This is a genomic window from Bacillus sp. EKM202B (assembly GCF_011066025.1).
GTDB lineage: Bacteria > Bacillota > Bacilli > Bacillales > Bacillaceae_G > Bacillus_A > Bacillus_A toyonensis.
This window is the reverse complement of sequence record NZ_JAAMNK010000017.1, coordinates 75,527-95,635: the sequence shown is the minus strand read 5'-3', so window position 1 is coordinate 95,635 and position 20,109 is coordinate 75,527. Positions and strand designations below refer to the sequence as shown.

General features: G+C 36.2%; 18 protein-coding genes, 1 pseudogene and 2 other annotated features. Of the genes and pseudogenes, 15 read left to right on the top strand and 4 right to left on the bottom strand.

Features of this window, described 5'->3' with window-relative positions; translation table 11 throughout:
* The first annotated feature begins 198 nt into the window (after nucleotides 1–198).
* The 5 genes from hflX to G9F74_RS19590 all read left to right on the top strand — a co-directional run bounded on the left by hflX (nucleotide 199) and on the right by G9F74_RS19590 (nucleotide 5,313).
* Complete coding sequence (gene hflX / locus G9F74_RS19610) at nucleotides 199–1,458, top strand: GTPase HflX (RefSeq protein ID WP_000391889.1); 1,260 nt, start codon at nucleotides 199–201, stop codon at nucleotides 1,456–1,458.
* A 207-nt stretch (nucleotides 1,459–1,665) separates the two neighbouring features.
* The gene (locus G9F74_RS19605; protein WP_001149404.1) at nucleotides 1,666–2,877 is read left to right on the top strand and encodes an MFS transporter; all 1,212 of its coding nucleotides are present in this window, start codon (nucleotides 1,666–1,668) and stop codon (nucleotides 2,875–2,877) included.
* Between the two features lie 10 nt (nucleotides 2,878–2,887).
* Entirely contained in the window at nucleotides 2,888–3,805 is a 918-nt protein-coding gene (gene cysK, locus G9F74_RS19600; RefSeq protein ID WP_165406237.1) for a cysteine synthase A, read from the top strand.
* A 77-nt stretch (nucleotides 3,806–3,882) separates the two neighbouring features.
* On the top strand, nucleotides 3,883–4,395 hold the full coding sequence (locus G9F74_RS19595) for a GNAT family N-acetyltransferase (protein WP_000771309.1): 513 nt from the start codon (nucleotides 3,883–3,885) through the stop codon (nucleotides 4,393–4,395).
* 93 nt (nucleotides 4,396–4,488) lie between these two features.
* Complete coding sequence (locus G9F74_RS19590; RefSeq protein WP_000524270.1) at nucleotides 4,489–5,313, top strand: DUF4037 domain-containing protein; 825 nt, start codon at nucleotides 4,489–4,491, stop codon at nucleotides 5,311–5,313.
* A gap of 39 nt (nucleotides 5,314–5,352) precedes the next feature.
* Here the strand turns inward: G9F74_RS19590 and G9F74_RS19585 are convergent, their stop codons facing one another.
* Nucleotides 5,353–6,987, bottom strand: coding sequence for a putative polysaccharide biosynthesis protein (locus G9F74_RS19585; protein ID WP_000107898.1), 1,635 nt, complete (start codon nucleotides 6,985–6,987; stop codon nucleotides 5,353–5,355).
* A gap of 367 nt (nucleotides 6,988–7,354) precedes the next feature.
* Nucleotides 7,355–7,577 (top strand) — a binding site (T-box leader).
* Nucleotides 7,578–7,786: 209 nt separating this feature from the next.
* Between G9F74_RS19585 and G9F74_RS19580 the strand changes: the two genes are divergently transcribed.
* Nucleotides 7,787–9,124: a sodium-dependent transporter gene (locus tag G9F74_RS19580; RefSeq protein WP_001088192.1), complete on the top strand. Its 1,338-nt coding sequence runs from the start codon at nucleotides 7,787–7,789 to the stop codon at nucleotides 9,122–9,124.
* Nucleotides 9,125–9,267: 143 nt separating this feature from the next.
* Here G9F74_RS19580 and G9F74_RS19575 read toward each other — a convergent pair whose 3' ends face one another.
* Complete coding sequence (locus G9F74_RS19575) at nucleotides 9,268–9,972, bottom strand: polysaccharide deacetylase family protein (protein ID WP_000726868.1); 705 nt, start codon at nucleotides 9,970–9,972, stop codon at nucleotides 9,268–9,270.
* Between the two features lie 326 nt (nucleotides 9,973–10,298).
* Here G9F74_RS19575 and G9F74_RS19570 point away from each other — a divergent pair, with 326 nt between their 5' ends.
* The 5 genes and pseudogenes from G9F74_RS19570 to G9F74_RS19550 all read left to right on the top strand — a co-directional run bounded on the left by G9F74_RS19570 (nucleotide 10,299) and on the right by G9F74_RS19550 (nucleotide 13,716).
* Nucleotides 10,299–10,562: a CD3324 family protein gene (locus G9F74_RS19570; protein ID WP_000878303.1), complete on the top strand. Its 264-nt coding sequence runs from the start codon at nucleotides 10,299–10,301 to the stop codon at nucleotides 10,560–10,562.
* Between the two features lie 161 nt (nucleotides 10,563–10,723).
* Nucleotides 10,724–11,410 (top strand): DUF421 domain-containing protein, encoded by a 687-nt coding sequence (locus G9F74_RS19565; RefSeq protein WP_001015539.1) that lies wholly within the window; start codon nucleotides 10,724–10,726, stop codon nucleotides 11,408–11,410.
* 110 nt (nucleotides 11,411–11,520) lie between these two features.
* Nucleotides 11,521–12,162 (top strand): FusB/FusC family EF-G-binding protein, encoded by a 642-nt coding sequence (locus G9F74_RS19560; protein WP_000387067.1) that lies wholly within the window; start codon nucleotides 11,521–11,523, stop codon nucleotides 12,160–12,162.
* Nucleotides 12,163–12,326: 164 nt separating this feature from the next.
* Nucleotides 12,327–13,223, top strand: coding sequence for an RCC1 domain-containing protein (locus G9F74_RS19555; RefSeq protein ID WP_016108153.1), 897 nt, complete (start codon nucleotides 12,327–12,329; stop codon nucleotides 13,221–13,223).
* Nucleotides 13,224–13,516: 293 nt separating this feature from the next.
* Nucleotides 13,517–13,716, top strand: a pseudogene (locus tag G9F74_RS19550) (hypothetical protein).
* A gap of 167 nt (nucleotides 13,717–13,883) precedes the next feature.
* On the opposite strand, the gene msrA reads toward G9F74_RS19550, so the two are convergent.
* Both msrA and G9F74_RS19540 read right to left on the bottom strand, forming a co-directional pair.
* Nucleotides 13,884–14,420 (bottom strand): peptide-methionine (S)-S-oxide reductase MsrA, encoded by a 537-nt coding sequence (gene msrA, locus G9F74_RS19545; protein ID WP_016108154.1) that lies wholly within the window; start codon nucleotides 14,418–14,420, stop codon nucleotides 13,884–13,886.
* Nucleotides 14,421–14,510: 90 nt separating this feature from the next.
* Nucleotides 14,511–15,269: an SDR family oxidoreductase gene (locus G9F74_RS19540; RefSeq protein ID WP_000911812.1), complete on the bottom strand. Its 759-nt coding sequence runs from the start codon at nucleotides 15,267–15,269 to the stop codon at nucleotides 14,511–14,513.
* A gap of 572 nt (nucleotides 15,270–15,841) precedes the next feature.
* Nucleotides 15,842–16,081: a binding site (T-box leader), on the top strand.
* A gap of 151 nt (nucleotides 16,082–16,232) precedes the next feature.
* On the opposite strand from G9F74_RS19540, the gene ilvE reads away from it, so the two are divergent.
* From ilvE to ilvC, 4 genes are read left to right on the top strand one after another with little or no spacing between them, the layout of a single operon-like run.
* Nucleotides 16,233–17,132 (top strand): branched-chain-amino-acid transaminase, encoded by a 900-nt coding sequence (gene ilvE, locus G9F74_RS19535; protein ID WP_000528146.1) that lies wholly within the window; start codon nucleotides 16,233–16,235, stop codon nucleotides 17,130–17,132.
* Nucleotides 17,133–17,154: 22 nt separating this feature from the next.
* Complete coding sequence (gene ilvB, locus G9F74_RS19530) at nucleotides 17,155–18,870, top strand: acetolactate synthase large subunit (RefSeq protein WP_000392597.1); 1,716 nt, start codon at nucleotides 17,155–17,157, stop codon at nucleotides 18,868–18,870.
* Nucleotides 18,867–19,079 carry an ACT domain-containing protein gene (locus G9F74_RS19525; protein ID WP_016108155.1) on the top strand — a complete coding sequence of 71 codons (213 nt, stop codon included), beginning with the start codon at nucleotides 18,867–18,869 and terminating at the stop codon, nucleotides 19,077–19,079. The genes ilvB and G9F74_RS19525 overlap by 4 nt, the downstream gene beginning before the upstream one ends.
* Before the next feature lie 14 nt (nucleotides 19,080–19,093).
* Entirely contained in the window at nucleotides 19,094–20,107 is a 1,014-nt protein-coding gene (gene ilvC / locus G9F74_RS19520; protein WP_016108156.1) for a ketol-acid reductoisomerase, read from the top strand.
* Nucleotides 20,108–20,109: the final 2 nt, after the last annotated feature.

Below are 20,109 nucleotides of genomic sequence, written 5' to 3'. Positions count from 1 at the left end.
TGCCTTTAAAATTAGATTGGGATCGTATAGGTGAACACTTGTTGTGGATTCGTATATGATCTTGAGACTTATTGACTATGAGATAGGATGAAAGTATAACTTTCTTCTATTTCTTTGGTGAACCCTTATCCGTTTACGAAAACACAGGCAGCGACCTGTGTTTTTTATTTTACGTAATCGAAATGGAGGAATAAATATATGGAAGAATTATTACAAAGAGCAGTTTTAGTTGGAGTGAATTTAGGAAATGAAGATGATTTTATATATTCTATGGAAGAGTTAACGAATCTTGCAGAAGCTTGTGATGTAGAGGTAATCGGGCAAGTGACGCAAAATTTACAACGAGTAAATCCATCACATTATATTGGAAAAGGAAAGATTGAAGAAGTAGCAGCCTATGTAAATGAAGTAGATGCGAATATGGTAATCTTTAATGACGAATTATCTCCTTCACAAATTCGAAATTTAGAGGAAGATTTAGACTGTAAAGTTATTGATCGTACCATTTTAATTTTAGATATTTTTGCGCAACGTGCGAAAACGAAAGAAGCGCAGCTGCAAGTAGAAGTAGCGCATCTTCAGTATATGATGCCTCGTTTAATCGGTCTTCGTGAATCATTAGGAAGACAGAGCGGCGGCGTTGGTACGAAAAATAAAGGTGTCGGTGAGAAGAAATTAGAGTTAGATCGTCGTAAAATTGAAGAGCAAATTTCAGTTTTAAATAAAGATTTAGAAGCGCTTGTTGCTCAGCGTCAAACGCAGCGAAAGCAACGTAAGAAAAATGAAGTACCAGTTGTAGCATTAGTAGGCTATACGAACGCAGGAAAATCAACGACGATGAATGCAATGCTGGAAATTTATAATGGTACGGAAGAAAAACAAGTATTTGAAAAAGATATGTTATTCGCGACATTAGAAACATCTGTACGAAATATTGATTTACCAGATAATAAATCATTTTTATTAACGGATACGGTTGGATTTGTAAGTAAATTACCACATCATCTTGTGAAAGCGTTCCGTTCAACGTTAGAAGAAGTAGCAGAAGCAGACTTACTTATTCACGTTGTAGATTACGCAAATCCAAATTATGAACAATTAATTGATATTACAAATGAAACGTTAAAGAAAATTGGAGTAGAAAATATTCCAACGATATATGCATATAACAAATCAGATATGATAGATGTTGAAATTCCAAAAGTACAAGAAGACCGCGTGTATTTATCTGCGAAGAAGCATGTTGGAATTGAAGAGCTTGTAGAAATGATTCGCTCGTATATTTATAAAGAGTATACGAAGTGTGAAATGTTAATTCCATATGACCAAGGACAGGTAGTTTCGTATTTCAACAATCATGCGCACGTTTTATCTACGAGTTATGAGAACGAAGGTACAAAAATTGAACTAGAATGTAAGACGAGTGATTACGAAAAGTATAAGCGTTTTGCGATTTAATTTGAGAGGCAACCCAGTATGTGATTGGGTTGCCTTTTTCTGTAATGTTTTACCGCTGAAAGTTACAAGGATGCAAGCCAATGACGGAAGTTAAGTTATATTTCTGGAAAAAGAAATGAAAGCAGTATAGAATGGAAATGTTTCAAAAGTCAGAATTTATTACACCTACTTTAATAAATATTTTGTACAGAAAGGGGAGATTCACATATGCAGGCAGTTTCACAAAAAAAAACTGTAGAAACACCGACAATATACCGAATATTATTTGCGATTAGCTTCGGACATTTTTTAAATGATTCGATGCAAGCAGTTGTGCCGGCGTTGTTTCCTATTTTGGAAAAAACGATGAATTTATCCTATATGCAAGTAGGGTGGATTGCGTTTGCGTTAAATATGACGTCATCGATTATGCAACCGGTGTTTGGTATGTATTCAGATAAGAAGCCGTCACCATTTTTATTACCACTCGGCATGTTTTCGAGTATGCTTGGAATGATTGGACTCGCGTTTGCACCAAACTTTATTATTGTTATTATTTCTGTTTTATTTATTGGCTTAGGTTCTGCAGTCTTTCATCCAGAAGGCGCTCGTGTTGCGTATATGGCGGCAGGTGCAAAACGAGGGTTAGCGCAAGCGATTTATCAAGTTGGGGGAAACACGGGGAATTCCTTAGCTCCCATTTTTACAGCGCTAATTTTCGTTCCGCTTGGTCAAATTGGTTCTTTAGGTTTTACAGCATTTGCAGCAGTAGGAATTATATTATTAATTTTCGTATCGAATTGGTACAAAAATGAATTAGCAACCGGCGCTGTAAGAAGGAAGAAGAGAGCTGCACTTGAGGCGGAAAATGCAATTGTAAGTACACACATTAAATTCGTTATTATACTTCTTGTTTTTCTTACTTTTGTGCGCTCTTGGTACGGTGCCGGTATCGGGAATTTCTATCAATTTTACTTAATTGAGCATTATGATTTATCTATAAAAAATGCCCAGTATTTCGTATTCGCATTTATGATTGCTGGTGTGTTAGGAACTTTCTTCGGAGGACCGTTAGCAGATCGATTTGGTAAGAAAAACATCATCGTATTTTCAATGTTAGGTTCAGCGCCACTTGCACTGTTATTACCACATGTCTCACTTGTGTGGGTCGTACCTTTATTTTTATGTATCGGTTTTATTAGTTCAAGTAGTTTTAGTGTAATTGTTGTATACGCGCAAGAGCTTGTTCCGGGAAAAGTAGGGATGGTATCAGGTCTAATTGTAGGTCTTGCGTTCGGCCTTGGTGCTCTAGGTGCTGTAGTACTAGGAAAGTTAGCTGATATATATAGCCTTCAGTTCATTATGATATTATGTAGTTGTTTACCGTTAATTGGACTTACTTCATGGTTATTACCAAGTGATAAGAAAACGATAGAATAGGGGATGTACTATGAAATTATGTGAAAACGTAACAGAATTAATAGGAGATACACCTGTCGTCCGATTATCTATATTTATTCCGGAAGACGCAGCGGATGTGTATGTGAAACTAGAAATGTTTAACCCATCACGTAGTGTGAAAGACCGTGCTGCTTATAATTTACTTCATGTTGCAGAAGAAAATGGTCTCATTAAACCAGGGGATACAATTATTGAACCGACAAGTGGGAATACAGGAATTGGTTTAGCGATGAACGCAGCTGCTAAAGGGTATAAAGCGATTTTAATTATGCCAGACAATATGTCAAAAGAGCGTATTAATTTATTGAAAGCATACGGGGCAGAAGTAGTTTTAACACCAGCAGAACAAAGAATGCCAGGAGCAATTGCGAAGGCGTTAGAACTGCAAAAACAAATACCGAATAGTTTTATCCCGCAACAATTTGAAAATCCAGCTAATCCGAATATTCACCGTTATACGACTGCACTTGAAATTTACGAACAAATGGATGGAGAGCTTGATGCTTTTGTTGCAACGGCAGGAACAGGCGGAACGATTACAGGGACTGGTGAAACGTTAAAAGAGAAATTACCAAACTTATATATTGCAGTAGTGGAACCGAAAGGATCTCCCGTTTTATCAGGTGGTGTACCAGGTCCTCATAAACTAGTAGGAACAAGCCCAGGATTTATTCCGAAAAACTTAAATACAGAAGTGTATAACGAAATTATTCAAATTGCAGACGAAGAGGCTTTAACGACAATGAGAAACTTAGCTAGACAAGAAGGCTTATTAGTAGGGCCGTCTTCAGGAGCTTCTGTGTACGCAGCAATTATGATAGCGAAGCGCCTAGGCGCTGGTAAAAAAGTTTTATGTATTGCACCTGATACTGGTGAACGTTATTTGAGTATGGGGTTATTTGAATAAAAATGATAGAAACCCCTTAATGGTGAAATAGAGCTATTAAGGGGTTTGTTTTAGGGGATTAAGAGGGGGAAAGCACGATGAAACTATTAAAACCAACGCATAAATATAGTGAACAAATTATAGAGTATCGGGAGGCTTTTTTACATGCAGGAGAACAACCACACGGTAGTAGCTCTTTACAAAATTTTGATTCCCTAGCTGAATGGTTTGAAAAAGTGAGTATACAAGAAGTAGGAGAAAACTTACAAGCGAATCGAGTGCCATCTAGTCAGTTTTTAAGTTTTGAAAAAGGGGAACTTATAGGTTTTGTGAATATTAGACATAGATTAAATCCAGAATTATTAAGGGAAAGCGGTCATATTGGATATAGTGTCCATCCGAATAAACGTCGCCACGGTTACGCTACGAAACAACTAAAGCTTGCATTAACTGAAGCGCAAAAATTAGGATTGCAGAAAGTATTAATAACTTGCGATAAATCCAATATCGGTTCTGCTAAAACGATTCAAAAGGTTGGCGGTGTGTTAGAAAATGAGGTAGTTTCTTCTCGTACTGGTGAAGTTGTTCAGCGTTATTGGGTAGAAATTTGATTAAGTGTGAATTTGAAAAGGTAATATAATATGCAATATCGAAATAGATAAATGAAGAGAAAGGGGAGTACTGCAGTTTTAGGGGGGAATGAAATGGGATTAAGAGAGAAAGCGATAGAAATGTCGGAGATTTATAGAAAAAACCCGAAAATCGAAGCTATTATTTTAGCAGGTTCAGTAGCTAGAAAATTAGAGGATGAACATTCAGATATTGAATTACATATTTTATGGTCGGAACCACCAGAGGATGAGGATCGTAAAGAGCCTATTAATCATATTGGTGGAAAAATTTTATCATATTATCCTTACGAGGAAGAAGAATGGTCGGAGACGTATTTGACGAAAGAAGGAATTAAACTAGAGATTAGTAATTTTTTAACAGTGACCGTAGAAAAAATTATTTCAGAAGTTGTAGAGCGGTATGATATCAATTATGAGAAACAATGTATTGTATCATCCATTCATGATGGTGTGAGTTTGTATGGAGAAGTGAAAGTACATACTCTAAAAGATAGAGTTGAAGCGTATCCAGAAGAATTGGCGCAAAAAATGATTGCAGAAAACCTTTGGTTAAGCAATCGTTGGCATAATCGAGAGGCTCTTTTAAAACGAAAAGATTGGCTTATGCTATATGATGTTATTTGTGAAGTTCAAAGAAATATATTTGGAGTCTTATTTGGTCTGAACCGCATGTACGTGCATCATCCTGCATTTAAATGGATGCCATATAATGTGGAACGAATGGGGATTAAGCCTGAAAATTTATATGAGCGTATGGCGAATATTTTAATAGGACATCCAGAGAATAGTGTGAAAGAGTTAGAATTGTTAATGGGAGAGGTATTACATTTAGTAAAACAATATACTCCAGAATTAAATATTGCGGAGCAACAAAAACGCATTCAATATGCAAAGTAAAAACAAAAGATGTAACAACGAGTTACATCTTTTGTTTTTTTATTTTACTAATTTTCCTAGTACAGGTAAACGTTGAATACGATTACCAAGAATATGTGAAGCGAGTCCACTCGTTAATACGAATAAAAGGTAAACAAGCCCTCCTGCCGCACCACATATAAATACAATGAGCAGTGATTCGATATAAGATTGGCCAGGAATAATCCAGCTTATAATTGCTTTTAATGCAATTACAACAGCAGACATTGCTGCGGAGTATATCGTAATAAGAAATACTGTTTTCACCGTTTCACCAATTTTAAATTTCGCAAACTTAATGATGCAATACAACATAATAATATTCGAAACGAGGTATCCGAGAATTGTTCCAAGTACAGCACCGTGTCCACCGAATAAGTGTAAAAGTGGTATGTTTACTACAATCTTCACAAGAATACCGATTGAGAATGCAATCATTGTTTTTCTTTGATAATCAATGCCTTGTAATATAGCTGCAGAAACTGTGAAAATCGCACCTAATATAGCAGAAGGTGCAAATGAAATTAAATATTGTGATCCATCAAGTGCAATTTTAGGATCTACATAAATCATTCGAAATGCATCGTAAGCGATGCTAGCAAGACCAAATGCAGCTGGGATAGTGAAGAATAACAATACTTGGAATATCTTTGAAATTTGTTCTTGTAATTCTTCTAGTTTTCCGCTTGTAAATGATTTCGTTATAGCCGGAATAATTGTTAATGAGAATCCAGTTGCAAGTGAAGCCGGAATCATAATTAACTTTTGTGCATAGTTCGTTATATAAGCGAAAACTGCATTCGCGGTTTCTAAAGGCTCTCCCATCGCTCTAAGGACATCAGCTACGGTATATTGATCTACTAACGTATAGAGTGGAATTGCAATACCCACAAATACAATTGGGATTGCATATCGAAGTAATTCCATATAAATATTTCGTAATGGAATATCGGATGCCCTTGACTTTAATTCACCTTCAGGAGGCTTTAATCCGTTATACTTTTTCCAGTACAGCATTAAAATAGAGACGCTGGCAAGTGCCCCGATAACAGCACCGAATGTAGCAACAGCAACAGAAGAGGCTACGGAACCTCCTAATATTTTGGAAACGATGAAGCTACCAACTAAAATGAAAACAACGCGTGCGATTTGTTCTACGACTTGAGAAACAGCACTTGGTTTCATATGTTGAAAACCTTGGAAATAGCCGCGTGTAACACTCATAGCCGGTACGATAATAAGTGCGAAACTTAATGCCCGCATTGTAAGTGTTACGTCAGCGATAAATTGTGGATTTGGCGTTTTAGAGCGAATAATAAATTGTGATATGTAAGGCGCTCCAATAAATAAAATTAAAAATCCTAAAAAGCCCATAAATAGCATTAATTTTATGCTCGAGCTATACAATTTTTTACTTGTACTATAATCACCGAGTGCATTATGTTTTGCAACAAATTTGGAGACGGCAATAGGAATACCGGCAGTTGAAAAGCTTAATAAAATACCATACCAAGTATATGCATATCCGTATAAAGCGACCCCTTGTGTTCCAACTAATAATTGAAAAGGGAAGAAGTATATAAAACCTAAAATACGTGAAATCATTGTTGCACCGCTTAGTAAAGCAGTACCTTTTAAAACTTTTGAAGTAGACAAAATTTGTTCCTCCTACTCATGTTGCCTTGCATGTATCTCGCTCTTTGAGGGCAGTAAGACTCCTACCTCAAAATGAGGCTGGAGAAAGAAGTTAAGTGGAAGCCCTGCTACTACGAGTAAACGCAAAATTGGTGAAACTTTAATCAGTGGGGCATCCTCCTCTGATTAAAGTTTCACTTTACCGTATACTACTATAAACCTGTTAGAGAAGTTAATACAGTATAAACCATATAAGTTCAAATACTATTCATACAAAAGTCATATTTCAAATTTTTTTAATAGAATATAAGACATAAAAACTTAAAATATAAGTTGACACTATTTTTAATGTGTGATAAAAATGATAGTAATCAATTCGGAAAATAATATTTGGGCAATGAAAGGGTATAGTAGTGAAAATCTCCCTATTTCAGAGAGCTGATGGTTGGTGTGAATCAGTATATAGATTATTCATGAAGTTCGTCCTGGAGCATCTTTCATAAATCTCACATTATGAGGAAATGGAAGACGGTAGTTTATACCGTTATCAAATAAAGTGGTGAAGATTTTTTCACAACTAGGGTGGTACCGCGATATTTATCGTCCCTACGTATTTACGTAGGGACGTTTTTATTTAGGTCTTACTTTTGTTGTATCTTCATAACTAGGGTGGTACCGCGATATTTTTGTCGTCCCTACGTATTTACGTAGGGACGTTTTTTTATTAGGGAGGAAGTGAACGTATTAGAAAAAAGTATTGATAGAACAATATAAATACCAAATTATAAAACAGAAAAAGATAAAGAGAGGAGATTAACAGATGAATTCACAGCAATGGACATCGAAATTAGGTTTCGTATTAGCTGCAGCAGGTTCAGCAATTGGTCTTGGGGCGATTTGGAAATTCCCATATATGGCCGGCATCGGAGGAGGCGGCGCATTCTTCCTTATTTTCATCGGTTTCACATTATTAATTGGTTTACCGCTATTATTAGCCGAATTCGTTATTGGGAGAAGTACACAAAAAGAGGCCGTTGATGCGTATAGAGAAATCGCACCGAAAACGTTATGGCCGTGGTTAGGTAAATTAGGAATTGTAACATGTTTCATATTACTTTCTTTCTACAGTGTTGTAGGAGGATGGATTTTATTATATTTATGGAATGCAATTACAGGTAGACTGTGGGAAGGAAATGGGGCGTACGAAGCTACGTTCGGTGAAATCATTTCCAATCCGTATTTAGCAGTCGGGTCACAGCTATTATTCATCCTTATTACTATTTTCATCGTAAGTAAAGGTGTACAAAATGGTGTTGAAAAAGTAAATAAATATTTCATGCCAGCACTATTCGTTTTATTCTTTGTCTTAATTGTTCGTGCACTTACATTAGACGGTGCTGGTGAAGGAGTTCGCTTCTTCTTACAACCTGATTTCTCAAACGTAACGTCAGAAATTATTTTATATGCGATGGGGCAATCGTTCTTCTCATTATCTGTCGGTGTAGCCGTTATGGTAACGTATAGCTCATACTTACCGAAAGAAGAAAGTTTACCGCGTTCAGCATTTTCTATTGTAGCTTTAACGCTCGTTATTACATTACTTGCAGGACTTGCGATATTCCCGGTTGTATTCGCATTTGGAATGGAACCATCTCAAGGACCAGGATTATTGTTTATCGTATTGCCAGCTATTTTCAGTAAAATGGCGTTCGGAAAATTATTCTTCATCGTTTTCTTATTACTATTCTTCTTTGCTACTATTACATCAGCAATTTCGATGTTAGAAATTAGCGTTGCATCTTTAACTGCAAAAGGTAAAGGGAAACGTGAAAAAATGGCTTTAATCGTTGGATTATTAATCTTCGTTGTTGGAGTACCATCAGCATTATCATTTGGTATATTAAGTGATCTGAAGATTTTTGGAAAGACTATTTTTGATTTATCGGACTATGCAGTTAGTAACGTATTAATGCCGCTTGGTGTTCTATTAGTTTCTATCTTTGTTCCTTTAAAAATGAAGAAAGATGTATTAATGAAAGAGCTTGGTGTAAGTAAAAATAAAGGCTATAAACTATTCGTATTATGGTTATTCTTACTTCGCTATATCGCACCAATTGCGATTATTATCGTATTCCTAAATGTGCTTGGAATTATTTAACAAAAAAGGTAGCGTATCGTTATATGATACGCTACCTTTTTTATCCTTTTATTTGCCGGGCAGTAAGACCCCCACCTCAAAACTCAGCGAAAGCGAAGAAGTTAAGTGGGGGATGGGCACCCCCCACTGATTAAAGTTTCACCTTATTTTGCTCTTTTTTGCAGTTCATTTACTGTGACGAATTGATATCCCTCTTTAGATAAAGAGTCTAAAATACCTTCAATGGTCTGTAAATTTTCATTAGATTTATCATACATAGGGTGTAATAAAATGATAGAACCTGGTTTTACATTTTTATTAACGTAGTCAATTTTATCAGCTGTAGATTTATAAAAAGTATCAGGCTCAAGATCCCACGTAATCGTTTCGATATTATTTTTATTTAAATAATAGGGTAGCCCAATTAATTTTTTTCCGTTAGGGGGTCTAAAATCAATTTCATCTGTAAATCCTGTTTGCCGGATTAATGAATTCGTTTTTTCTATTTCATCTTTAATAAAAGAAGGTGTTTTGAAAACCATTCTATTATGAGAATATGTATGGTTTCCAAGTTGGTGCCCAGATTGCGTGATAGCTTCTCCTAATGATAGATTTTTCTCTAGTTCATTTCCAATTAAAAAGAAAGTAGCTTTAGCGTTGTATTTATCCAGTAAAGGTAATATTTGTTTTACATTGTTAGTAGGGCCATCATCAAAAGTTAAAGCGATTACTTTTTCATTTGTTTCTACGCGTTGTGTTAAATCTCCAAATAATTGAAAGTTTCTTGCGTTCATCAATTTGTATGTTCCGAATAATACTGTGATAATAAAGAATAGTGTAACGATTGTAATGATAATTTTTTTCTTCATAATGTAACCTCACAATGATTTTTGATTTGATTAAAAAGTATTATATCAAACTAAGTAATTTCGTGCTTTAAGAAGGGTGTGGATGCAAGGAGAGGAAATTTATCATATAATAAAATGCAAAAGGTATATTAGGAGGTGTTTATATGGCGATTATAATTCAATTGCCAGACACTGCAACGTCTCATGCAAAGCCAAGTATGGAAATGGCGATACTTTGCGTGAGGTAGACAAGTAATATACAATCGCCTAAATGAGCTCGTATCATTTTTTATATTTGGCTTTGCACCTTATTGAAATGAACCATAAAAAATAAGGGGCGAGCAGAAATGAAATACGTAAAGGCTGCGGCAGTTTTACCAGAAAGTTTAATTGCTGAAATTCAAAAGTATATACAAGGTGAAACAATTTACATTCCAAAACAAGAAACGAAACATTATAAATGGGGTACACGATCTGGAGGAAGAAAACAATTAGATGAAAGAAATAACGCGATTAAAGCAGCATTTAAAAGCGGAATTGCTATTCATCAACTTGCAGAAGAATATTTTCTTTCTGGGGAAACGATTAAAAAGATTGTGTATTCTAAATAAGAGGAAAAGAGTCTGATTCATATATTACTTTGAATCAGACTCTTTTTGTTTTATATGTATTGGATATATGAGGTGTGAACGGGCATGATAATAGAAAAAATGTGCCGTTTTTTTTATTAAATGGTATACAGAGCACTTGAAAAGTAGAAAGGTGAACATATATGAATCATATTGGACAAATAACGATAGAGCTTTTAGTTGGTTTTTTTGTTCTATTAATTGCTACAAAAATATTAGGGAAAACACAAATATCTCAGCTAACGCCCTTTGATTTTATTTCTGCAATCGTCCTAGGTGAGCTCGTTGGAAATTCAATATATGATCCTAAAATTAAAGTATGGTCTATTTTGTATTCAGTATTTGTTTGGGTAATTTTAATTTATACTATAGAAGTGATAACACAAAAAATAAGGGGAACAAGAAGGTTTTTTGAAGGATATCCTTCAATTATTATTCGTAATGGAAAGATTGATCGTGAACAATTAAGCGTAAATCATTTGGATATAAACCAATTACAACAAATGCTTAGGCAACAAAAAGATATATTTTCAATTCGAGAAGTTGAGTATATGATATTGGAACCTAACGGAAACATAAGTGTATTGAAAAAAAGTAAATATGAATCTCCTACTATAAATGATTTAAGTTTAAAACATAAGCCTGTATACTTACCGATTTCATTAATTAGTGATGGGAAAGTAGTTAAGGATAATTTGAGGGAAGCAGGTTTTGATGAAGGATGGCTTTATAAACAAATAAAGCAAAAAGGAATTACTAAATTTGAAGACGTATTATATGCAGAATGGAAAACAGACGATGGTTTCTTTTGTCAGGAAATGCAGCGATAGAGAATAGGCGATGTATGTAATGTTTGTTTCTAAGTTATCTTTTACATATCAAAAAACTGAATCATTGTATACAATAAGACTAGATCAACAATTTGTATGGAGTGATAAAGATGGAAGCTTTTATTAGAAGTGATCAATATAATTTTATAAAATCACAAGCTTATATTTTAGCAAATGGGCACGCAACGGCAAATGATAGAGGTGTAATTCAAGCATTAAAATCACTTGCGATTGAAAAAATAATACATGTATTTGAGAATTTAACGGATGAACAGAAAGAGTTAATCGATACGGTATTAACAGTTCAAAATAGAGAAGATGCAGAATCGTTTTTAATGAAAATAAATCCGTATGTCATTCCGTTTCAGGAAGTTACAGCGCAAACATTAAAAAAATTATTTCCTAAGGCGAAAAAGTTAAAACTTCCTGATATGGAAGAACTGGATATGAAAGAATTATCCTATTTAAGCTGGATTGATAAAGGATCCAGTAGGAAATTTATTATAGCGAAAAATGATAAAAATAAGTTTGTTGGTCTGCAAGGAACTTTTCAAAGTTTAAATAAAAAAAGCATTTGTTCATTATGTCATGGGCATGAAGAAGTAGGAATGTTTTTAGTGGAAATTAAAGGTGATGTACCAGGAACTTTCGTTAAAAAGGGAAACTATATTTGCAAAGATGGTGTAGCTTGTAATCAGAATATGAAATCACTTGATAAATTGAACGATTTTATTGAACGATTGAAGAAATAAAGAAGGAACCTCTAGTATTTAAACTGGAGGTTTTTATTTTTTGAAGAAGTAATAATAGACTTCTTTTGTAGCTGTAAATTTATAAAAAAAGTTGGGTCATTTATAATGAAATTAGATAAAAATATCTATTTGGATACAGTTGCTTATATGCAAGGAGGAAAAACATGAATTACATTTCACCGAAAGAAGAAATGTTAAAAGCGAAACGGTGGCCCAAAGATACGATAGCGGCAGGTCGTGGTCATACCGTTGCTCTTAAATTGGATGGCACGGTAGTAGCAGTGGGGCGAAATAAAGAAGGAGAATGCAATATAAGCAGCTGGTGTGATATTGAAGCAGTCGCAGCGGGTAATGTTCATATGGCGACGAACACGGGTAATGCACATACAATCGGTCTTGCATGTGACAGTACTGTGGTAGCTGTGGGTTGGAATAAGCATGACCAATGTAATGTACACGATTGGCATAATATTGTCTCGGTTGCGGCGGGATGGCGTCGTACTATTGGCCTTAAATTGGATGGTACGGTAGTGGCGGTGGGCCGAAATAAAGAAGGAGAATGCAATGTAAGTGGCTGGCGAGATATTGTGGCGGTTGCGGCGGGTGACTGGCATACAGTCGGTCTTAAATTGGACGGTACAGTGACGGCAGTGGGGAATAATCGATATGGCCAATGCAATATAAGCAGCTGGCGAGGTATTGTATCGGTCACAGCGGGTTATCTTCATACTGTTGGTCTTAAACGAGACGGAACGGTGACGGCAGTGGGGAATGGTAAACATAACCAGTGTGACGTGAGTGGTTGGAGGGGTATTGTAGCAATAGCAGCTGGTACGAATCATACAATCGGTCTTAAATCAGACGGAACGGTGGCGGCAGTAGGTTGGAATGAGTATGGCCAATGTAATGTAAGTGATTGGCGAGATATTGTAGCAATAGCGGCTGGTTGTGCACATACGGTCGGACTTAAATCAGACGGAACGGTGGTAGCGGTAGGTAATAATGAATTTGGCCAATGCGATGTAGGTAGCTGGAGCGGTATTCTCCTGCCGGGTAATTAGTTTTTTACGACTGGATGATTCAACCGTTTTATTCGTCTTAATATTTGTAGGGCAATCAAAATATTAAAATGCTAATAAATATCCAGTAATATTATTCTATTTCGGGAGTAAGTATGGAATAAGATATGTGGAATATAATAAACCTTAATTTTGCTGAATAAGATAAGAATCCTTTTCAAAATGGATTCTTATTTTTTTTTGTTAAATGAGGGTTTATATGACATTTTTGAACAAGTTTTATTTCACAGTTACAGTAGGAGACGTAGTTTAAAAGCATAAGAAGAGGTGAAGAAATGCTTAAAAGATTTTTGCTTTTTTTACCAAATTTTCTACTTGTATGTATCGTACTCTATATAACATATACAACTTCTTTAGTTTTGGACAGATGTTAGTAATTTCAATTGCAATTGGAATCATTGGTACTCTTGTTATAAGAATTTGTACGGATGTATTTATGTTCATCAAGTGGGCAATTAAACAAAGGAAATCTTGAATATGTTTAATAACTATTAGGAGAAGATGAAATGACAAATAAAAAGAATAGAGTGAAAAACGAAATAATAATTTGGACATTAACAGCGATTGGTTTTGTAATTGTATGGTACCTGTTTCAAAGATAAAAATGCATCGTACTTGTAAAGAAAGCACGATGCATTTTTATTATTTTTTTTGCCAATTTTCTTTAATAAAATCTTCACGACCAGATTCCTTTTGCTCAGTACCATATTTCTCTGGGTTCTTTTTATAGAAATGTTGGTGGTATTCCTCTGCTTCGTAAAAAGGTGCAGCAGGACGAATTTCAGTCACGATTGGATCTTTAAACATACCGTTTTCTGCAAGAGCTTGTTTTGATTTTTCAGCAAGCGCTTTTTGTGTTTCGTTATGATAAAAAATAGCGGTACGATAAGATGGACCACGGTCAAAAAATTGTCCGCCATCATCAGTTGGATCGATTTGTGGCCAATATAAGTCTAGTAATTTCTGATAAGGAAAAATAGAAGGATCGAATGTAATTTGAACAACTTCTAAATGTCCAGATGTTCCAGCTTTTACTTGTTCATATGCTGGATTTTCTATATGACCTCCTGCATAGCCAGAAAGCACTTTATGAATACCTGGAAGTTCATCAAATGGTTTTACCATGCACCAAAAGCAACCGCCTGCGAAGGTTGCGAGTTCGTATGTTTTTTCGGACATTACTGTAATCCTCCTAAATGTATATATTTTATATAGTATTATATAAATTGTTTTATTGCGCAATAAAAAAGATTTGAAAATATATGTTTTTTATAAACAAGATCCTCCGCTCACATCAATTAATTGTCCAGTAACCCAGCGGCTGTCTGGAGAAGCGAGAAATGCAGCAGTATCGGCAATGTCTTCTACTTCACCTAAGCGATTGAAAGCGGAAATAGTAGTAGCGTACTGCTTCATCATCGGGTCGCTCAAGAGTTCTGCATTCATATCTGTTTTAATAAATCCTGGAAGTATTGCATTCACCGTTATTCCTCGTGCTCCAAGCTGTTTTGCTAGCGTAAAAGTCATTGTATTAATAGCGCCTTTCGTCATACTATATGCAACGAAATCAGGTAAAGAAATGCGGGTCGCAGCGGATGAAATATTAATAATTCGGCTATTGTCACGTAAACGTGGCAGTGCTTGTTGAATGATAAAGAATGGTGCTTTTGCATTTACTGAAACAATTCTATCAAAAAATTGTTCAGTCGTTTCTTCAATAAAAGCACCAGGACCAATGCCGGCATTGTTTATTAAAATATCAAATTGTGTTTCACCAGTGCACTTTTGTAATTCAGTATCTAAAGCGTTATAAAGGTTTTCTACACCGTGTAAGGATTCTAAATTTGCGCCGATAGAAAAAGCTTGGCCACCATTTGATCGAATTTCATGAACAGTTTCTTCAGCGTCATCTTTTCGATTACCGTAATGAACAGCAACCAATGCACCGTCATTTGCTAAACGTTTAGCAATAGCACGTCCAATTCCTCGGCTTGCTCCTGTAACTAACGCTACTTTTCCTTTTAACATATTATTCTCATCTCCCCATAAATTTTATATGTTTGTCAGTAGTTTTTCTTTATGTAGTAATGCGAACATACTTAAGTAATATATGAGTATGTGTAAGAAGTTCATTCCGATTTTGTTTTGAGAAAAAATAAATAGATTTCTAGTAAATAGAATGAATTTTATTTTTTTCTAAAAAACATGTTGACAATGAAAAGAACCGCGTCCTATAATACGTGTAACAAATAAAAGTTAATTAAGAATTTTCTAACTTTATATGTTGTATATGCAAAGAAGAGGAAAGTAGATGATTATGATCGTTTCAGAGAGCTACTCCTAGGCTGTGAGAGTAGTAGCAATCGAATCATTGAAGATCACCTCGGAGCATCGCTTGCGAAAGGGAAACTGAGTAGAGGGCGGCGGCATCGTCTCCAGTAAAAGGACGGGGGTCTGATTGGACCTACAGAGCTTATATTTCGCGAGAAGTATAAGGAAGCTGAGTGGTAACGCGAAACTCTCGCCTCAGCAATCAAAGCTACTAAGTTGTAGTAGTTGATTGCTGAGGCGAGAGTTTTTCTTTTATAAAAATAGAATAAAAGAATGCGTGGAAGAGGAGAGTAAATGATATAGATTGTTTCAGAGAGCTGCCCCAAGGCTGTGAGGGTAGTAACAATCGAATCATTGAAGATCACCTCGGAGCACTACTTTTGAAAACTAGTAAAAAGTAGCGGAATTGTTTCCGATAGAAAAACAAAAGTCTAATTGGACTTGCAAAGCTTATATTTCGTGAGAAGTGTAAGGAAGCTGAGTGGTACCACGATTCCCTCGTCTCAGCAATGGATTGCTACAAGTATGTACGTAATCGATTGTTGAGATGAGTATATTTTTAAGATTTATATACTGAATATTCTGTTAAAATACTTATCTCAGCAATCGATGTAGAAATAGATTGCAAAAATAGAGAGAAAAAAAGAGGAGCGATGTGAGATGGGTAACCAGTACATTTATATGAATGGGGAATTTGTAGAAAAAGAAAAGGCAGTTGTTTCAGTATATGATCACGGTTTTTTATATGGAGACGGTGTATTTGAAGGGATTCGTAGTTACGGAGGAAATGTATTTTGTCTAAAAGAACATGTGAAACGATTATATGAATCGGCGAAATCTATTTTACTGACGATTCCAATGCCGGTAGAAGAAATGGAAGAAGCCGTTTTACAGACACTTCAAAAAAATGAATACGCTGATGCCTACATTAGATTAATTGTTTCAAGAGGAAAAGGGGATTTAGGGCTTGACCCGAGGAGTTGCGTGAAACCGAGCGTAATTATTATTGCAGAACAATTAAAGTTATTCCCTCAGGAATTTTATGATAATGGACTAAGCGTTGTATCTGTAGCATCAAGACGTAATACGCCAGATGCATTAGATCCACGTATTAAGTCAATGAACTATTTAAATAATGTACTTGTAAAAATTGAAGCAGCGCAAGCAGGCGTACTCGAGGCGCTTATGCTTAACCAACAAGGATATGTTTGTGAAGGGTCTGGAGATAATGTTTTCATTGTGAAAGATGGAAAAGTGCTAACACCTCCTTCGTATTTAGGGGCGCTAGAAGGTATTACGAGAAATAGTGTTATCGAGTTATGTGAGCGTCTTAATATCTCGTGTGAGGAAAGGCCATTTACTCGCCATGACGTATATGTAGCAGATGAAGTGTTTTTAACAGGAACGGCAGCAGAGTTAATTCCAGTTGTAAAAGTTGATTCTAGAGAAATTGGAGATGGGAAACCAGGAAGTGTAACGAAACGATTAACTGAAGAGTTTAAAAAATTGACGAGAGAAAGAGGAGTACGTGTTCCAGGACTGGCGGAAAGTTTAGCGTAGAAAGGGAGAGGAGTTAATCGAAATGGAGGAACAGTATACAACATGTGAGAAATTACAGTGCGAAGAAGTGACAGGTGCCGGACACGTTATTCAATGCTTGAAAAAATTAGGTGTAACGACTGTTTTCGGTTATCCGGGCGGAGCGATTTTGCCAGTATACGATGCGTTATATGGAAGTGGATTGAAGCACGTTTTAACTCGTCATGAGCAAGCTGCCATTCATGCGGCTGAAGGGTATGCGAGAGCTTCTGGAAAGGTCGGGGTAGTCTTTGCTACCTCTGGGCCAGGAGCGACGAATTTAGTTACGGGCTTAGCAGATGCTTATATGGATTCGATTCCTTTAGTTGTTATTACAGGGCAAGTTGCAAAATCTCTCATCGGAAAAGACGGATTTCAAGAAGCAGATGTTGTCGGGATTACAGTACCTGTTACGAAGCATAATTACCAAGTTCGTGATGTGAATCATTTATCACGTACTGTACAAGAAGCTTTTTACATCGCCGAAAGCGGGCGACCAGGACCAGTATTAATTGATATTCCAAAAGATGTTCAAAATGAAAAGGTAACAAGTTTTTATAATGAAGTAATTGAGATTCCAGGATACAAAATAGAGCCTATGCCAGACAGTAGGAAGCTTAGAGAAGTGGCTAAAGAAATTTCAAAAGCTAAACGCCCACTTCTATATATTGGAGGAGGCGTCATTCATTCAGGTGGATCTGAAGAACTCATCAAGTTTGCGAGGGAGAACCGTATTCCTGTCGTTTCCACTTTAATGGGACTTGGTGCATATCCGCCGGGAGATTCATTATTTTTAGGAATGCTCGGCATGCATGGAACGTATGCTGCAAACATGGCAGTCACTGAATGTGATCTACTACTTGCTTTAGGTGTTCGCTTTGATGATCGTGTAACAGGAAAATTAGAACTCTTTTCTCCGCATTCGAAAAAGGTACATATTGATATAGATCCTTCGGAGTTCCATAAAAATGTAACTGTGGAATATCCGATTGTTGGAGATGTGAAAAAAGCGTTACACATGTTGTTGCATATGCCAATTCGTACACAAACAAATGAATGGCTTACGAAAATAGAGGAATGGAAGGAGGAATATCCTCTTTCCTACAATCAAAAAGAAGGTGAGTTAAAACCACAGCATGTTATTAGTCTAGTAAGTGAATTAACGAACGGTGAAGCGATTGTTACGACAGAAGTAGGACAGCATCAAATGTGGGCTGCACATTTTTATAAAGCGAAAAACCCACGGACTTTTCTAACATCTGGCGGACTAGGAACGATGGGGTTTGGTTTCCCGGCGGCAGTTGGTGCTCAGCTTGCGAAAGAAGAAGAACTCGTCATTTGTATTGCAGGCGATGCTTCTTTTCAAATGAACATTCAAGAATTACAAACAATTGCTGAAAATAACATCCCTGTAAAAGTATTTATTATAAATAACAAATTTTTAGGGATGGTAAGGCAATGGCAAGAAATGTTTTATGAAAATCGTTTGTCAGAATCAAAAATTGGATCGCCAGACTTTGTGAAAGTCGCAGAAGCTTATGGAGTGAAAGGATTAAGAGCGAAAAATTCAACCGAGGCGAAACAAGTGATGTTAGAAGCATTTGCTCATGAAGGTCCTGTCGTAGTTGATTTTTGTGTAGAAGAAGGTGAAAACGTATTTCCGATGGTTCCGCCAAACAAAGGGAATAATGAAATGATGATGAAGAGGTGGGAAGAATGAGTCATACTTTTTCACTAGTTATCCATAACGACCCAAACGTCTTATTACGCATAAGTGGAATTTTTGCTCGGCGTGGTTATTATATTTCTTCATTAAATTTAAATGAAAATGAAATGGAGTTAACAACAGTTTGTACAGAACAAGAAGCAACATTACTCATCAGTCAGCTGGAAAAATTAATCAATGTACTACAAGTAAACAAATTATAAGGAGTGTATGGAATATGAAAACGTATTATGAGCAAGATGCAAAAGTAGAGTTATTACAAGGGAAGACAGTTGCGGTAGTCGGATATGGATCTCAAGGTCATGCCCAAGCACAAAATTTACGTGATTCTGGTGTGGAAGTTGTAGTTGGTGTTCGTCCTGGTAAGTCATATGAAGTAGCGAAAGCTGATGGGTTTGAAGTAATGTCCGTTTCAGAAGCGGTTCGAACCGCACAAGTTGTACAAATATTATTGCCGGATGAACAACAAGCACATGTTTATAAAACAGAAGTAGAAGAGAATCTTCGTGAAGGACAAATGTTACTTTTCTCACATGGATTTAATATTCACTTCGGACAAATTAATCCGCCAAGTTACGTAGACGTAGCGATGGTCGCACCAAAAAGCCCAGGTCATCTCGTTCGCCGTGTATTCCAAGAAGGAAATGGTGTTCCGGCATTAGTTGCAGTGCATCAAGATGCAACCGGCACGGCATTACATGTAGCTCTTGCATATGCAAAAGGTGTAGGTTGTACACGTGCAGGTGTAATTGAAACGACATTCCAGGAAGAAACAGAGACAGACTTATTCGGTGAGCAAGCTGTGCTTTGCGGCGGAGTAACTGCACTTGTAAAAGCTGGTTTTGAAACGTTAACGGAAGGCGGATATCGTCCTGAAATTGCATACTTTGAATGTTTGCATGAATTAAAGTTAATTGTTGATTTAATGTACGAAGGTGGATTAACGAACATGCGCCATTCTATTTCAGATACGGCAGAGTTTGGAGATTATGTAACAGGATCAAGAATTGTTACAGATGAAACGAAGAAAGAGATGAAACGAGTACTTACAGAAATTCAGCAAGGTGAATTCGCGAAAAAATGGATTTTAGAAAACCAAGCAGGTCGTCCAACATACAACGCGATGAAAAAAGCAGAACAAAATCATCAGTTAGAAAAAGTAGGAACAGAGCTTCGTGAAATGATGAGCTGGATTAAGGAACCAGAAAAGAAAACGTTAGTAAAGAAATAGAT

Excerpts from the sequence above, each read along its gene's own strand:
- hflX (WP_000391889.1), top strand. The coding sequence starts at position 199 with ATGGAAGAATTATTACAAAGAGCAGTTTTAGTTGGAGTGAATTTAGGA.
- G9F74_RS19605 (WP_001149404.1), top strand. The coding sequence starts at position 1,666 with ATGCAGGCAGTTTCACAAAAAAAAACTGTAGAAACACCGACAATATAC.
- cysK (WP_165406237.1), top strand. The coding sequence starts at position 2,888 with ATGAAATTATGTGAAAACGTAACAGAATTAATAGGAGATACACCTGTC.
- G9F74_RS19595 (WP_000771309.1), top strand. The coding sequence starts at position 3,883 with ATGAAACTATTAAAACCAACGCATAAATATAGTGAACAAATTATAGAG.
- G9F74_RS19590 (WP_000524270.1), top strand. The coding sequence starts at position 4,489 with ATGGGATTAAGAGAGAAAGCGATAGAAATGTCGGAGATTTATAGAAAA.
- G9F74_RS19580 (WP_001088192.1), top strand. The coding sequence starts at position 7,787 with ATGAATTCACAGCAATGGACATCGAAATTAGGTTTCGTATTAGCTGCA.
- G9F74_RS19575 (WP_000726868.1), bottom strand. The coding sequence starts at position 9,972 with ATGAAGAAAAAAATTATCATTACAATCGTTACACTATTCTTTATTATC.
- G9F74_RS19570 (WP_000878303.1), top strand. The coding sequence starts at position 10,299 with ATGAAATACGTAAAGGCTGCGGCAGTTTTACCAGAAAGTTTAATTGCT.
- G9F74_RS19565 (WP_001015539.1), top strand. The coding sequence starts at position 10,724 with ATGAATCATATTGGACAAATAACGATAGAGCTTTTAGTTGGTTTTTTT.
- G9F74_RS19560 (WP_000387067.1), top strand. The coding sequence starts at position 11,521 with ATGGAAGCTTTTATTAGAAGTGATCAATATAATTTTATAAAATCACAA.
- G9F74_RS19555 (WP_016108153.1), top strand. The coding sequence starts at position 12,327 with ATGAATTACATTTCACCGAAAGAAGAAATGTTAAAAGCGAAACGGTGG.
- msrA (WP_016108154.1), bottom strand. The coding sequence starts at position 14,420 with ATGTCCGAAAAAACATACGAACTCGCAACCTTCGCAGGCGGTTGCTTT.
- G9F74_RS19540 (WP_000911812.1), bottom strand. The coding sequence starts at position 15,269 with ATGTTAAAAGGAAAAGTAGCGTTAGTTACAGGAGCAAGCCGAGGAATT.
- ilvE (WP_000528146.1), top strand. The coding sequence starts at position 16,233 with ATGGGTAACCAGTACATTTATATGAATGGGGAATTTGTAGAAAAAGAA.
- ilvB (WP_000392597.1), top strand. The coding sequence starts at position 17,155 with ATGGAGGAACAGTATACAACATGTGAGAAATTACAGTGCGAAGAAGTG.
- G9F74_RS19525 (WP_016108155.1), top strand. The coding sequence starts at position 18,867 with ATGAGTCATACTTTTTCACTAGTTATCCATAACGACCCAAACGTCTTA.
- ilvC (WP_016108156.1), top strand. The coding sequence starts at position 19,094 with ATGAAAACGTATTATGAGCAAGATGCAAAAGTAGAGTTATTACAAGGG.